Source organism: Flavobacterium plurextorum, from assembly GCF_002217395.1.
GTDB classification, from domain to species: Bacteria; Bacteroidota; Bacteroidia; order Flavobacteriales; family Flavobacteriaceae; genus Flavobacterium; species Flavobacterium plurextorum.
Map to the genome: position 1 here is coordinate 12420 of NZ_MUHD01000019.1, position 15586 is coordinate 28005.

14 protein-coding genes are annotated in these 15586 nt (G+C 32.2%); 2 read left to right on the forward strand and 12 right to left on the reverse strand.

All coding sequences use genetic code 11. From position 1 onward, the window contains the following. Positions 1 to 58: 58 nt before the first annotated feature. The 8 genes from fabV to B0A81_RS10880 all read right to left on the reverse strand — a co-directional run bounded on the left by fabV (position 59) and on the right by B0A81_RS10880 (position 7896). Positions 59 to 1249 (reverse strand): enoyl-ACP reductase FabV, encoded by a 1191-nt coding sequence (gene fabV, locus B0A81_RS10845; protein WP_089058058.1) that lies wholly within the window; start codon positions 1247 to 1249, stop codon positions 59 to 61. Between the two features lie 105 nt (positions 1250 to 1354). Further along, positions 1355 to 3007 carry a DNA repair protein RecN gene (recN, locus tag B0A81_RS10850; protein ID WP_089058059.1) on the reverse strand — a complete coding sequence of 551 codons (1653 nt, stop codon included), beginning with the start codon at positions 3005 to 3007 and terminating at the stop codon, positions 1355 to 1357. Between the two features lie 51 nt (positions 3008 to 3058). Next, the gene (gene porD, locus B0A81_RS10855) at positions 3059 to 3943 is read right to left on the reverse strand and encodes a type IX secretion system protein PorD (RefSeq protein ID WP_089058060.1); all 885 of its coding nucleotides are present in this window, start codon (positions 3941 to 3943) and stop codon (positions 3059 to 3061) included. Between the two features lie 67 nt (positions 3944 to 4010). After that, positions 4011 to 5222 (reverse strand): bifunctional phosphopantothenoylcysteine decarboxylase/phosphopantothenate--cysteine ligase CoaBC, encoded by a 1212-nt coding sequence (coaBC, locus tag B0A81_RS10860; protein ID WP_089058061.1) that lies wholly within the window; start codon positions 5220 to 5222, stop codon positions 4011 to 4013. A 9-nt stretch (positions 5223 to 5231) separates the two neighbouring features. Beyond that, positions 5232 to 5549 carry a DNA-directed RNA polymerase subunit omega gene (locus B0A81_RS10865; protein WP_008463064.1) on the reverse strand — a complete coding sequence of 106 codons (318 nt, stop codon included), beginning with the start codon at positions 5547 to 5549 and terminating at the stop codon, positions 5232 to 5234. An 8-nt stretch (positions 5550 to 5557) separates the two neighbouring features. Then, the gene (locus tag B0A81_RS10870; RefSeq protein WP_089058062.1) at positions 5558 to 6352 is read right to left on the reverse strand and encodes an outer membrane protein assembly factor BamD; all 795 of its coding nucleotides are present in this window, start codon (positions 6350 to 6352) and stop codon (positions 5558 to 5560) included. Between the two features lie 139 nt (positions 6353 to 6491). Continuing rightward, positions 6492 to 7370, reverse strand: coding sequence for a 4-hydroxy-tetrahydrodipicolinate synthase (gene dapA, locus B0A81_RS10875; RefSeq protein ID WP_089058063.1), 879 nt, complete (start codon positions 7368 to 7370; stop codon positions 6492 to 6494). 13 nt (positions 7371 to 7383) lie between these two features. Further along, positions 7384 to 7896, reverse strand: a complete 513-nt coding sequence (locus tag B0A81_RS10880; RefSeq protein ID WP_089058064.1) for a DUF6913 domain-containing protein — start codon at positions 7894 to 7896, stop codon at positions 7384 to 7386. A gap of 47 nt (positions 7897 to 7943) precedes the next feature. On the opposite strand from B0A81_RS10880, the gene B0A81_RS10885 reads away from it, so the two are divergent. Beyond that, complete coding sequence (locus B0A81_RS10885) at positions 7944 to 8723, forward strand: 5'-nucleotidase C-terminal domain-containing protein (RefSeq protein ID WP_089058065.1); 780 nt, start codon at positions 7944 to 7946, stop codon at positions 8721 to 8723. A 132-nt stretch (positions 8724 to 8855) separates the two neighbouring features. Next, positions 8856 to 9767 carry a bifunctional metallophosphatase/5'-nucleotidase gene (locus B0A81_RS10890; protein ID WP_089058066.1) on the forward strand — a complete coding sequence of 304 codons (912 nt, stop codon included), beginning with the start codon at positions 8856 to 8858 and terminating at the stop codon, positions 9765 to 9767. Here B0A81_RS10890 and B0A81_RS10895 read toward each other — a convergent pair. From B0A81_RS10895 to B0A81_RS10910, 4 genes are all read right to left on the reverse strand, one after another. Then, the gene (locus B0A81_RS10895; RefSeq protein ID WP_089058067.1) at positions 9753 to 10448 is read right to left on the reverse strand and encodes a hypothetical protein; all 696 of its coding nucleotides are present in this window, start codon (positions 10446 to 10448) and stop codon (positions 9753 to 9755) included. The genes B0A81_RS10890 and B0A81_RS10895 overlap by 15 nt on opposite strands. Then, positions 10435 to 12441 carry an NAD-dependent DNA ligase LigA gene (ligA, locus tag B0A81_RS10900; protein ID WP_089058068.1) on the reverse strand — a complete coding sequence of 669 codons (2007 nt, stop codon included), beginning with the start codon at positions 12439 to 12441 and terminating at the stop codon, positions 10435 to 10437. Before ligA ends, B0A81_RS10895 begins: the two co-directional genes overlap by 14 nt. Before the next feature lie 246 nt (positions 12442 to 12687). Beyond that, on the reverse strand, positions 12688 to 14622 hold the full coding sequence (locus tag B0A81_RS10905) for an OmpA family protein (protein WP_089058069.1): 1935 nt from the start codon (positions 14620 to 14622) through the stop codon (positions 12688 to 12690). A gap of 12 nt (positions 14623 to 14634) precedes the next feature. Then, positions 14635 to 15567 carry a PorP/SprF family type IX secretion system membrane protein gene (locus B0A81_RS10910; protein WP_089058070.1) on the reverse strand — a complete coding sequence of 311 codons (933 nt, stop codon included), beginning with the start codon at positions 15565 to 15567 and terminating at the stop codon, positions 14635 to 14637. Positions 15568 to 15586: the final 19 nt, after the last annotated feature.

The following is a 15586-nucleotide window of genomic DNA, read 5'->3' on the forward strand; positions in this document are numbered from 1 at the left end:
ATTCATAAAAAAACCATCAACTTTTGGTTGATGGTTTTTTACTTATGTTAATTTTTATTTATTTGATACTTTCAATATTAACTATCTCATTTGCTTCAGCTTTGTAGTCAACTCCAGCAAATTCAAATCCAAATAAATTTAAGAAATCATTTCTATAACCTGCTAAGTCTCCAATAGCTGGTAATGTTTCTGTCGTAGCTTCTTTCCAAAGCTCAGCAACTTTTGCCTGAACATCTTCACGCATTTCCCAATCATCAATTCTAATTCTTCCTTTTTCATCTGTTGGAACTTCAGAACCAGAATACAATCTGTCTTGAAACAAACGCTGAATCTGCTCGATACATCCTTCATGAATACCTTCTTCTTTCATGATTTTGTACAAAAGAGAAATATACAATGGAATAACCGGAATTGCAGAACTTGCTTGTGTAACTAATGCTTTATTTACAGAAACATACGCTTTTCCTCCTATAGATTTTAAACTGTCTGTAATTGTAAATGCAGTCGCTTCTAAATGATCTTTCGCACGTCCGATTGTACCTTTACGATAAACAGCTTCTGTAAGTTCTGGCCCAATATAAGAATAAGCGATTGTTGTAGCTCCTTCTGCCAATAAATTTTCGCTCTTTAAAGCATCCATCCACATTGACCAGTCTTCACCACCCATAACTGCAACTGTATTTTCAATATCTTCCTCGTTTGCAGGAGCGATTGAAACTTCAGTTACATTTCCTGTATGAAAATCAACTGTTTTATTTGTAAAAGTTTGTCCAATTGGTTTTAATACTGAACGGTGTAAAACTCCTGTATTAGGATTTGTACGCACTGGTGAAGCTAAACTATAAATAACAAGATCTACTTGTCCTAAATCAGCTTTTATTAAATCTAATGTTTCTCTTTTTATCTCGTTTGAAAAAGCATCTCCATTGATACTTTTCGCATATAAACCTGCTTTGTGAGCTTCTGTTTCAAATGCAGCAGAATTATACCAACCCGGAGAAGCTGTTTTTCCTTCAACCGGCGGTTTTTCAAAAAACACTCCAATTGTAGCAGCATCAGATCCAAAAGCACTTGTAATTCTTGAAGCTAATCCAAAACCTGTTGAAGCACCAATAACCAGTACTTTTTTTGCACCAGCGATTGCACCTTTTGATTTGATATATTCTATTTGATTTTTAACATTTTGTTCGGCTCCCTTTGGGTGGGCTGTCAAACAAATAAATCCTCTCATTCTAGGCTCTATAATCATACTTTTTTTATTTATTCGTAAATCAGCTTCTCATTAATAATCACAAATGATAAACTAATTTCGTTTGTTTAATAAGTTTTTAGATGGCAAATATAAATTATTTCTTTAGTTCAACAAGGCTTTGGCATGATTTAAAGCTGAATCTGAAACCACTGCACCAGATAACATTTGCGCAATCTCTATAACTCTTTCGTCCTGAGACAAAAGCTTTAATTCTGACTGCGTTGCATCATCAATTATTGATTTAAAAACTTTAAAGTGCGAATCACCTTTTGCAGCAATTTGAGGTAAATGTGTAATGGCAAAAATTTGCATTTTTAAACTCATTTCTTTCATAATTTCCCCCATCCTAATAGCTATTTCACCAGAAACTCCTGTATCAATTTCATCAAAAATTAAAGTCGGTAATTTTGAATATTGAGCTAATATTGCTTTTACTGCAAGCATAATACGAGACATCTCTCCTCCTGATGCCACTTTTTTCAGTAATCCAAAATCAGTTCCTTTATTGGCTGCGAACAAAAACTGCAATTCATCTTTTCCATTCTGAAAATAAGTTTCTGATGGAATCAATTCAATTTTAAAGCGAACATTAGGCATTCCCAACGTATCTAAAATAGTTATCAATTGATTGGATAAAACCGGAATTGCATCAATTCTGTTTTTATGAATTACTGTCGCAAATTCATTCAATTCGACCGCTTTTTGCTCTATTGCTTTTGAAAGAGATTCTATTTCTTCTTCGATATTATCCAATTCAAGCAACGTCTTTCCTAAATCTTCCTGAATTTGAAGCAATTCCTCTACAGAAGCCGCATGGTGCTTTTTCTGCAGATTGAAAATTAACTGCAATTTTTGACTAATTGCTTCTAATTGCTCTGGGTCGTTTACTAATTTTTCAACGGCATTTTGTAACTCTTTAGAAATATCATCAAATTCGATAGATAAACTTGTTATCCTTTCGAATAAATTCTGATATTCAGACGAAAAAGGTGCAATTTTTTGCAGCGATCCTTTAATTTCATTTAAATTATGAAAAACTCCAAATTGCTCTTCGTTTGCAATTACAAGCGATTTATCAATTGATTCTTTAATAATTTCAACATTATTAAGTTTCTCAAAATCAGATTCCAATTCTGCTTGTTCACCAGATTTTAATTTAGCCGAAACCAATTCATTCAGTAAAAAAGTATTGTACTCTTGTTCTTTTCCTGAATCGCTTTGTTTTTTAAGCAAGGCGTTTAACTTTGACTTATCTGATTTATAAACTTTTAATAAATCTTGATATGCTGCAATTGTATTTCCGTTACTCGCAATTGCATCAATAATTTTAAATTGAACACTTTCCTCTGATAATTCCTGAGTTTGCTGCTGCGAATGAATATCTATTAAAAACAAACTTAAATCTTGCAGTTCCTGTAGGTTCACAGGACTATCATTTATAAAGGCGCGAGATTTTCCAGAAGGCAAAATTTCACGACGAATTATGGTTTCGTCTTCGTAATCTAAATCGTTTGTCTCAAAAAACTCTTTTAGATTGTATTTAGAAATTTCAAACTGAGCTTCTATGACACATTTTTCTTCTTTATTTTTTAACGAAGTAAGATCTGCTCTTTTCCCTAGAACCAAGCCGATTGCACCTAATATTATAGATTTACCAGCTCCTGTTTCTCCTGTAATTATAGAAAATCCTTTTGAAAAATCAATTGAAAGCTTTTCAATAAGGGCATAATTTTTAATTGACAGTGAAGTTATCATAGGGGGAATTTATAAATATTTAAGCTAATGAAAAAATAAGAAACAAAGTTATTAAAACTTTATTTGAGACCATTTTGAAGAATTTAATGGCGAAACTTTATTTAAAACATCTGTTAAATCAGAAATTGGAATACTTGGACCTCCAGAGAAAATAGAAACAATTTCATCTGATTTTGCATCAAAAAATATTCTAGTCAAAAAAGCATTTGGCTTAACTGTATTTAACCTTCCGATAATTAGAATTGCATTTTTTATTTTTTCTTTTGAAGTTTTCAAATCAAGGCTCATACCATCTAAACCTGTGTGATATGCATAAGTTACCTGACGCAAATCACTAAACATTGGAGAAACCATATCATTAATCAAATAATAACGATTTTGAAGTCCATCAGACTGATTCCATCCTTTAAATCCTCCCTGCTGTGCAACGTTTGCAATGTTTTGAGCAGTTTCAAGATATTGATTCCCTGCTCCCATTTGAAACGTATCTGCATCCATTCCTAAAATTAAATAGCTGTAAAACGATACTACAGAAACTAAGTTGGATTCATAAACAGATGGATTAAATAATAAAGGTTCGTACTCTGTATATTTAAAGTTGAAATCTTTATCATTGTAATTCAAAACTGGTGAAGAATAGGTTGAATTAAAAATCAATCGAGAAGACTGTACTTGTATTGTTCCTGTAAATTGATCTGAGCTGTTAGATGAAAGCGTAATATACATTGAACAGTTAATTCGTTCATTCTGCTTTAAAACAGAACCTGTCCAATCTGTTTTGTTTACAAATTCGGACAAAGCCGTTTGAAGTGTTTTAAAAACCTGCTGATTGGGATTTGGCAGTCTTTCAGTATTAATAGTTACTGTACAATTTAGTTGTTGTGCTTGTGTAAAGCCAAAAATTAAAAACGCTAAAAGAGTAACTATTTTATTCATATAAAAAATATTAACTGCTATAAAAAGCCATCTCAAACTTACTTTAAGACGCTGTGCTAAATCCTAACTATTTAGAGAAAAACGAAACTACTTTCTTTAAAATATCAATTGCTACAAATTCCTTAGATTTTAATTCCATTGGCTCGATCTTGAAGTTTTTATCAATAAAAGTAACTTTATTGGTTTCTTTTTTAAATCCAGCTCCTTCATCTTGTAAGGAATTTAAAACAATCAAATCTAAGTTTTTTTTCTGAATTTTCAGCTTAGCATTTTCAATTTCATTTTCAGTTTCTAAAGCAAAGCCAATTAAAAACTGCTTTTCTTTAGCTGCTCCCAAAGATGACAAAATATCTTTTGTTTTTTCCAGCTCAATCGAAAATTCGTTTGAATTTTTCTTGATTTTCTGTAAAGCAACTTCTTTTGGTCTGTAATCTGCTACCGCTGCTGCTGCAATTACTACATCAGAGTTTTTAAAATGCAAATGACAAGCATCATACATATCTTGTGCAGACGTAACGTTTACAACTTCAATAGACTGGTTTTTAACTTTTAAATGTGTTGGTCCTGCAACTAAAACAACTTCTGCTCCAAGTTTTGAAGCTTCATTTGCAATATCAAACCCCATTTTTCCTGAGGAATGATTTCCTATAAAACGTACAGGATCTATTGCTTCGTATGTTGGTCCAGCAGTAACTAGTATTTTTTTTCCTTTCAAAGGCAGTTTACTTTCTAAATCAGCCTCTAAAAAAGCAATAATATTTTCTGGTTCAGCCATACGTCCTTCACCAGACAATCCACTTGCAAGTTCGCCATTTTCAGCAGGAATCATTATATTTCCAAACTGTTTTAAAGAAGCAAAACTAGACAATGTTGATGGGTGTTTATACATATCTAAATCCATTGCAGGAGCAAAATAAACAGGACATTTAGCTGACAAATAGGCCGCAATCAAAAGATTATCGCAATTTCCATTTGCCATTTTCGACAATGTATTAGCGGTTGCTGGCGCAATCAACATTAAATCAGCCCAAAGAGCTAATTCTACATGATTGTTCCATACAGCATCTTCATCGTCCTGATTAAAGAAATTAGAATGTACAGGATTTTTTGATAAGGTAGATAATGTAAGCGGGGTTACAAAATCCTTAGAAGCAGGTGTCATTATCACTTGGACATGTGCACCTGCTTTTATAAAAAGTCGTACTAATGAGGCTGTTTTATACGCTGCAATTCCACCAGAAACTCCTAGTAAAATTTTCTTCCCGTTTAAAACTGACATTATACTATATTATTTATTTGAACTTCTGTGGTAAGTTTTACCATCTAACCATTCTTGAACTGCTAGAGCGTGTGGTTTTGGTAATTTTTCGTAAAATTTAGAAACTTCAATTTGCTCTTTATTTTCAAAAACTTCTTCAAGACTGTCATTGTAAGTAGCAAACTCTTCTAATTTCTCAGTTAATTCTTTTTTAATTTCAGAATTAATTTGATTTGCTCTTTTAGCCATAATGGTAATTGCTTCATACACATTTCCTGTTGGCTCTTCAATAACTGTTTTATTGTAAGTTATTGTATTAACAGGAGCATTCGTCTTTTTTAAATCCATGACTTTATTTATTTAGTAAATTTTTGTAAATCTGTTTCAACTCTGGCATTCATTTCTTCTGCCTTTTCTTTATACTTTGTATCGCTTTTAAACTTTATCAAATTATTGTATGCAACTTTCGCAACGTTTAAACGTTCTTCCATTTTTGATGGAATACTATTAATTGCTAATTGATATGCTGAATCGTATTTGTAAAACAAAGCATCTTCTTTAAAAGGTGTTCCAGGGAAATCTGCAATAAAATTATCAAATGCTACTAACGCTGATTTGTAATCTGAAATTGTGTTATACCCTTTAGCATTTTCGTATGCTTTCTTCTCTAACTTTCCATTTAATATTTTCACAGCTTCATTTGCTTGAGCAAGATATTCTGAGTTTGGATAATTATCAATAAAGGCTTGTAATTTCTCTAATGCTTTTACTGTATCTGCTTGATCTAAACTGTAAACCGGAGCTAATTTCGAGTAACTAAAAGCACCTAAGAAAGCGGCTTCTTGTACTTTTTCACTTCGTGGATAACCTGATACAAAACTTTCGAATTGGTATCCTGCTAAATAATATTGTTTTGTTTTATAGTAAGACTGTGAAAACATATAAAAAAGCTTTTCTGCTTGAGGCTTTCCTCTATATGTAGGTGCCAATTGCTCAAAAAGACGAATTGCTTTTGAATATTTTCCAGCATCATACATTTTTGTCGCCATTTCAAATTTTGCTGCGACATCTTCATTTTTTAATGCTTTTTGGTAATCACTACAAGAACAAAAAAGGGCAACAACAATTAACAGAGATACTAGTTTTTTCATTTTCTTACTTTTATTATGATTCCTTAGACGTTATGCCAAAGCAAAATCACACCGAAGTTTCGGTGGCAAATTTAGTTATTAATTTAGCGAATGCAAAATATTTTTTTCGTATAATAAAATACCGATAATCTTAGAGTTACTAAATACTCGCTTTTACAAAATCATTTAATCTTTGCGCCAGCGAATCGTCAACAGCTACTAGAGGTAAACGCACAGTATTATCAGCAATACCAAGGGCTTGAAAGATTTGTTTAATTCCTGCTGGATTTCCCTGCTCAAAAATCATATCAATACAATCTGACAATAAATATTGTGTTTTAAACGCTTCGTTTACTTTTTTATTCAATCCTAAACGAATCATTTCTGAAAATTCTTTAGGAAAACCTTGTCCAATTACTGAAATCACACCTGCACCTCCTGCTAAAACAATCGGCAGAGCGATCATATCATCTCCAGAAATCACCAAGAAATCTTTTGGTGCATCTTTGATAATCTGCATTGCTTGAGCCATATCTCCAGCAGCTTCTTTTATAGCAACTACATTACTAAAATCATTTGCTAAACGAACTACAGTAGACGGCAGCATATTACTTGCTGTTCTTCCTGGAACGTTATACAAAATTACAGGCACTGGAGATGCTTCTGCAATTGCTTTAAAATGCTGATAAATTCCTTCTTGCGTTGGCTTATTATAATATGGTGAAACAGAAAGTATAGCTTCAAAAGCTGAAAAATCTCTTGTTTTCAATTCTTCTACAATCTGCATAGTATTGTTTCCTCCTACTCCAAGAACTAGAGGCAGTCTTCCTTTATTAACATCGATAACGGTGTTTATAACCAACTCTTTCTCTTCTTGTGTTAAGGTAGCATTTTCTGCCGTTGTTCCCATAACTACAAGATACTCAACCCCTCCATCTATCGAAAAATTAACGATACGCTGTAAGGCTTCGATATCTATTGAAAAGTCTTTTTTAAATGGAGTTACAAGTGCAACACCAGTTCCTATTAATGATTGCATATTAATTTATAATTTATTTTATACTTTTTAAATACTTAAACAATTCTTTAATGAAAAGTTTATAATTCTCTATTTCGGTTTTAATCATCCAGCGATTCAATCGATTGTCTACTGAAGCAAATCCTACTTTAAACCGAGCTTTTGAGCTGTTGGTTATGATCATCAAAATTGCTTTTTCGATTTCGTAATAACTAATCAAAAGATCAAATTCTGTTTCGATAAACTCATTTAAAAAATTTTCTGTAATCTCTCCTTTCCAATTGATATGATTTTTACCAAAAGTGGGCTCTGAATACGTTTCTTTTACTTTAAATTTATCTCTGTATGCAACGATTTTTATGTTTTCCGAAGCGATTCCATAAAGTGTTAATTCTTTTATTAACTCTTTAGAATACTGAAATTTACTTTCATCAACTAATAAACCAATTGTTTGCACATTGCTAGTAAAGACTTCGTTTTTGAGATTATTCAAGTTATTTTTTAATGATTTTTTTACAAAAAATTCCTTTATATAATTTAAAAACATAGTACTTTTACCAAATTACAAAATTAATTATTTAAGCCGCATTTAAAATGGTAAAACTAAAAAAGTATAACCGATTTTTAAAACTTTTTGTTATATTCTTAACACTATTTTCAATATTTTCCTGCAGTACTAAAAAATACAATCTGACAAAAATAGAAGGAAAACAAATCCCTGTTACAGAAAAAAGTGCACAAACACCCGAAATTGAGACTTTTATAAAGCCTTATCGCGATCATATAAATAAAGATTTAGACAGTATTCTTGCTTATTGCCCTGAAACGCTTGACAAAAGTACCGGCAAATGGCAAACAAGTATAGGCTGCTTAATGGCTGATGTTTGTTTAGAACGAGGAAATCTTGTTTTTAAGGCTCGTGAAAAAAAAGATATCGATTTATGCTTCTTAAATCATGGCGGTATTCGTGCTATTTTACCAAAAGGCAACGTTACTACGAGATCTGCTTTTGAAATTATGCCTTTTGAAAATAATCTTGTGGTTCTAGCTTTAAAAGGACAACAGGTTTTAGAAATGACTACTTACATTATTAAGGAGAAAAAACCTCATCCTTTATCAGGAATGACGTTTACAATTGCAAAGGATCAAACGGCTAAAAACATACTTATTCAGGGTAAACCTCTTGATCTTGACAAGATTTATTATGTTGCTACTAATGATTATTTGGCTAATGGCGGCGATAGTATGAATTTTTTCTTGAAAAACGTTCAAAAATTTGATTTGAACTACAAGCTTCGAAATGTACTTATTGATTATTTCAAACAAGTTGATACTATTCCTGTGCCTAAAAACATTAGAATTACTGAAGAGTAAAAAAATTCGCCACGAATTGCACGAATTTAAAAATGCTAAAAAAACAATTTGTTTTAATTCGTGAAATCAGCAGTTAAAAAATAGAATTACTGAAAATAAAAATACAAGCGTTCCCGCAAAAAAACATATACAATGAAAAGAAGAGAATTTATCGAAAAAACCGCTGCAAGTACTGCTTTATTAAGCTTAGGGTTATCATTAAGCAGTTTTGGAAGTAACGATGTTAAACATCTAACGATTCTTCATACTAATGATGTTCATAGTCATATAGATCCTTTTCCGGCTGATGATCCTCGTAACCCAAACAAAGGCGGTGTATCTCGCAGGGCTGCGCTTATTGAAACTATTCGTCAGGAAAATCCAAATGTTCTTTTATTAGATGCCGGCGATATTTTTCAAGGAACTCCTTATTTTAATTATTATGGGGGCGAACTTGAATTTAAGCTGATGAGTATGATGAAATATGATGCATCGACTATAGGGAATCATGATTTTGATAATGGTTTGGATGGTTTATATGCACAAATGCCTCACGCTTCTTTTGATTTTATTTGTTCTAATTATGACTTTAAAAACACGGTCATGAACGGACTTGTAAAACCTTATAAGATTTTTAATAAAAATGGTATTAAGGTTGGTGTTTTTGGTCTTGGTATCGAAATGGCTGGATTAGTTGACAAACAACTTTATAAGGAAACTGTTTATAATGATCCTGTTGAAATTGCTCAGGATATGACTCAATTATTGAAGAAAGAGGAAAAATGTGATTTAGTTGTTTGTCTTTCGCATTTAGGCTATAAGTATAGAGATGATTCTGCTAAAATTTGCGATTTAAAATTGGCTGAACTTACTCAGGATATTGATTTAATAATTGGCGGTCATACGCATACTTTTCTTGATAAGCCTACTATTGTAAAAAACAAGGCAGGAGAAAATGTTTTGGTAAATCAAGTTGGCTGTTACGGAATAAATTTAGGCCGAATTGATTTTTACTTTGATAAAGATAAAGCGCACAGCAATCAAGCCAGATCAATTGTTGTATAATGCTTTTCTATTATTTTTCTCTTTTTCAAGGAAATATTCGACCATAAAATAGTAAGCCAGGATTTGTGTTACATCTCGAATTAAGAATAATACGACTGAGTACGAAAAGTACTCATTGAAAATATAGAATATATCCGAAAAAATATAACTTATTGCCATAAGGGACATTAATAGTGCTAAAAATGTTCCTTTTGTGATGTAGCTTACAAACGAAAAATAACTTACTAAACTAAGTACTATACCGTAAATGGTATAGATTGCATTGAATCTTTTCATTTTATCAAATTGCAGGCTCAGGACTGAAATTAAAAGGTAGACAATAAATATCACTACGATAGATATTGGCAGTATGTCCTTTTTTTTCAGGGTTATTTTTTCGTGCTCGAAAATGAAAATTTTCATGATTAACAGGTATACAATCAAGAAACTTATTACTCCTCCTATTTCCGAAATTTCGATGTCCATAAGATCGAAAACCTGCCCTATAAAACAAAATAGAAAAATAAATCCTTCTGTTTTTCTAATCTTGAAATCGTTACTTATCAAAAAATAAATAAAAATTGCTGGAAGCACGATTGCTTTAGCATAGATTGCTAAAAATTCCTGCCCTGTCCAATCAAAGATAATTGTAAACAGCAGTGCTGAAAAAAATAAAATTAACGATGGTTTATTCGCTTTCATTCAATTTACTTATAAAATCTTCCTCTGATAATATTGGAATATTCAGCTTATTAGCTTTTTCTAATTTAGCTGGTCCCATATTATCTCCTGCTACTACAAAATCGGTTTTTGCAGAAATAGAACTTCCTACTTTTCCGCCGTTATCTTCTATTGTTTTCTTCAATTCGTCTCTAGAAAATGTGGTAAAGACTCCAGAAACAACAAAAGTTTTTCCTATAAATTTCTCAGTAGCATTTGGGTTGATTTTCTCAATTATTTCAAATTGAATTCCATAACTTTTTAAACGTTCAATGATGCGTTTGTTTTCTTCATTCTCAAAAAACTCTATAACACTTTTGGCAATTCTTTCTCCAATTTCATCTACTAAAATCAGATCCATTAACGAGGCTTGGCTCAGCGCTTCAATGTTTTTATAATGTTTGGCTAGTTTTTTTGCAACGGTTTCTCCGACAAAACGAATTCCAAGAGCAAATAAAACACTCTCAAATGGAATTTCTTTTGATTTTTCGACTCCTTTAACCAAATTTTCAGCCGATTTTTGTGCCATTCTTTCTAACGGCAGAATATCTTCTACTTTTAATTCATAAAGATCTGCGTAATTATGCACTAATCCGTTATTGAATAATAAAGCAACTGTTTCTCCTCCCAATCCTTCAATATCCATTGCTTTTCTTGAAATGAAATGCTGAATTCGTCCAATAATCTGCGGCGGACAGCCATAAAAATTAGGGCAGTAATGGTTGGCTTCGCCTTCATTTCTAACCAATTCGGTTTGACATTCAGGGCAGTGTGTAATATATTGTGTTTTTTCTGAATTTTCTGGGCGTTTATCTAAATCTACTGCTATAATTTTAGGGATAATTTCTCCTCCTTTTTCGACAAAAACAGTGTCATTTATTCTAATATCAAGCTTCTCAATTTGATCTGCATTATGCAATGAGGCTCTTTTTACAATGGTTCCTGCTAATTGCACTGGTTCTAAATTTGCAACTGGTGTAATGGCGCCGGTACGTCCTACTTGATAAGATATTGATTTTAATTTTGTTGAAACTTGTTCTGATTTGAATTTGTATGCTATTGCCCAACGCGGCGATTTAGCGGTATACCCTAATTCTTCCTGCGAATGAATACTGTTTACTTTTATAACTACTCCATCTGTTTCATAAGGTAATTCATGACGGTGTACATCCCAATAATCAATAAATTCAAACACTTCTTGCATGTTATTTACCAATTTGGCTTCTTTTGGAACTTTAAACCCCCAATTTCTTGCGGCTTCTAATCCTTCGAATTGGGTTGTAAATGGAAGATCATTTCCTATTACAAAATACAATAAACATTCTAACGGACGCTTTGCAACTTCTGAACTGTCTTGCAATTTTAAACTTCCCGAAGCCGTATTCCTTGGATTAGAATAAGGTGTTTCACCAATCTCTATTAATTCTTGATTCATTTTTTCGAAACCAGCAAAAGGCAGAATAATTTCTCCTCGGATATCAAACTTTTGAGGATAATTTCCTTTCAACTGTAAAGGAACTGACTTGATTGTTTTAATATTACTGGTTACCTCATCTCCTTGAAAACCATCTCCACGAGTTAGTGCTTGAACTAATTTTCCGTTTTCGTAAGTTATACTAATTGAAGCTCCGTCGTATTTTAATTCACAGGTATATTGTAAATCTACATTACCCAAAACACGCTGAATACGGTTCTCCCAATCAATTAAATCTTCTTTTGAATAGGAGTTGTCAAGCGAGTACATTCTGTACTGATGCGCAATGGTTTTAAAATTCTTTGTTATGGTTCCTCCAACACGCTGTGTAGGTGAATTTTCGTCAAAATATTCAGGGTATTTACTTTCTAAATCTTGTAATTCTTTTAATTTAAGATCAAAATCATAATCTGAAATTGTGGCATTATCCAGCACATAATAGTTGTAGTTGTGCTGATTTAGTTCGTTTCTTAAAGATTGAATGTTTTCTTGGATACTCATAAATAATAAAATGATGCTGATTTTGATCGAGAATAATTGAATATCAAAATTAGGATTATTTTTTGTTCAAAAAGCATTAGAATTGAAAGTTTTTAAAATCAAAAATCAAGCTGCAAAATCATGCAGCCTGATTTTCTTCTTGTCCATTATTCTTAAAAAAGAATTAAACAAAACCAACTTCCAAATGGTTTCTACGTTTTATATTTTTAATACTGATTACCAAGTAATTAGATTACAAATATAGCGTTATTTTTGGATAATAATAAAGTCTGAACGTCTATTTAATAAATGCTCTTCTTCGGTACATTTTACACCGTTTTTACATTTATTAATTAATCTGCTTTCACCGTAACCAATTGCACTTTCAATTCTTGACGGATCTATGTCTTGCGAAATGATATAATCGCGGGTCGATTTGGCTCTGTTATCGGATAGTTTCATGTTGTAAGCATCTTTTCCTCTTGAGTCTGTATGTGACTCAATTTTGATGCGGATATTTGGAAATTTCTTCATAACAAATACTACTTTCGAAAGTTCTTCAATTGCCAAAGGTGTAATGTCGTATTTGTCGTAATCAAAATAAATTGGTTTTACATCTACTTTTTCAACTCCTTGTTTTTTCACTACTAAATCATCATAATTGCTAAGCTCAAAGTTGACGTCTTTAATTTCTCCTTCGTTTTCATTTGTAGTTTCTACGGTTTTTTCATCACTGCTGTAATTTGGTTTTGCCGCAATCATTTTAATTGCTTTTCCGCACGGAACAATTATAGCGTATTTACCTTCAAAATTTGTTTTTGTTTCTCCCAGTACTTCACTAAATGAATTATATGCCATTACGACAACATCTGTTAGTGGAAGTCTGGATTTTCTATCAATTGCAATACCTGATATGCTTTGATTACAAATAGGTTTTCCTTTTGCAAACGAATAAATATCGTCGTCTCCTTTTCCTCCTGCTCTATTTGATGAAACATAACCAAAGCTTTCGGTTTTATCAATTATAAAAGCAAAATCATCTTTATTACTATTAATAGGTGCTCCTAGGTTTCGTGGTATCGAAAAACTTCCGTCGTCTAATAATGTGCTTTCATAAACATCTAAATCTCCCCATCCGTAATGTCCATCTGAAGAAAAGTATAATGTTCCGTTTCTAAAAAATGGAAAAAGATCATTACCTAGAGTATTAATATTTGGCCCTAAATTTTTAGGTGAATTCATTGTGCCGTCGGCCGCAATTTTTACCACATATAAATCTGTTCCGCCAAACCCGCCCGGCATATCTGATGCGAAGAAAAGTAATTGACCGTCTTCACTTAAAGAAGGATGTCCTACAGAATAATCGTCGCTGTCAAAGAAGACTTTCTCAGAATTTTCTAGTTTATTATTGACTATTGAACCTTTAATAATCTGAAAGTTATTCGTTTTACTTTCGTCGATTACTAATTTCTTTTTCTTTACAATATTTGTCGAATAATAAATGGTTTTTCCACTGCTGTCAAATGTTGCTGTCGCTTCATGATACTTTGTCATTACGTTTGGAAGGAATAATTCTGCGTTAAGCAAATTTCCATCAGCGGCATTTCTTTCGGCAATATATAAGTTTAGAAATGGCTGATTGTTCCAGTTATATAATTTTTGACTAAATTTTGTTGTATCTCTTGCGGATGTAAATACAATTTTATCTTGAAAAAAAGTAGCTCCAAAATCAGATTTATTGGTGTTTATATCCAAATTTTTAATCTGATACAGCGATTTTGTTTTCGCTAAACTGTCCATTTGTTTCTTCTGAGTCACATAGCGATTAATCTCTTTTTGATCTCCTTTTTTATTAAGATACTCTTTCGTAATTCTATCGGCATCATCATAATCCATAACTGCTTTCATTGTTTGGATGTATCGCAGATAATAAACGTCTGTCATATTATTATCCTGAGCTTCATATAGTTTTTTATACCATTTAAGCGCATTTCGAGCATCGGATATAAAATAATACGAATCGGCAGCGTTCTTTAATGTTTGTGTCGATGGTTTTTTAATGTTTTGCAAACATTCTTCATAGGCTTTTGAAGCATCTAGATAAGAATAGTTTCGAAACAAGGCATCGGCTTTTTTTAAATTAGTTTGAGCAAAACCAAATGTCAAACTCAATACTAAACTAAGGATATATAGTTTTTTCATAGGTTCTTAATTTTAGAAGAATCGAGGAGATTTAATTTTACTTTGTCCTTTGTTAAACTGATAACGTAAGATGATTTCATGGGTTCCATCGTTATATTTATTTAGTTGGCTCACGGTGTAATCGAAAGCATATCCTAAATAAAAACTCTTAGATATTTGAAAACCTGCTAAAATGCTTACGGAATCATCTGTTCTATAAGAAGCTCCGATTACAAATTTCTCGGCAATCATAAAATTTGCCGAAATATCAGCAGTAAGTGGTGCTCCACTCACTGCTTTTACTAAAAATGCTGGTTTAAATTTTAAATTCGGATTCAAATCAAAAACATAACCTCCCATTAAATAATAATGTAAACGATCATAATCTATAGATTCCTGAACATCATCGTAATAAGTGCTTTGAATAAAACTAGGCACAGATAAACCTACATACCATTTATCGGTATAGTAATATACTCCTGCTCCAACTGCCAATTTTGCTTGATTGTTGATATTTTGATTCAATAAAACATCGTTTGGATCGTAGTACTTTCCTTTTGACCAATCAATATTCAGCATTCTCATACCGGCTTTTAACCCAAATGCTAGTCTTTTTTCATAACCTAACGGAATTGAATAAGAGAAATTTCCATCTAGATATAGTTCGTCTGACGGGCCGATTTTGTCGTTTACAACGCTAAGTCCTAAACCAATCTTTTCGTCACGAAGCGGAGTTTGAATAGAGAATGACTGTGTTTCTGGTGCACCAGGAATTCCAATCCATTGTGAACGGTATAAAAGTGCTGCTTCTAAACTGCCGGTAGACCCAGCATAAGCTGGATTTACCGCCATTGTGTTGTACATATATTGTGTGTACTCTGGATCTTGCTGCGCGGTTGCACAAAATGTGATTAAAGAACATATTATTACAAAATACGTTTCTAATGATTTTATATATAGTTTCATAACGATACTTATTTAGTTT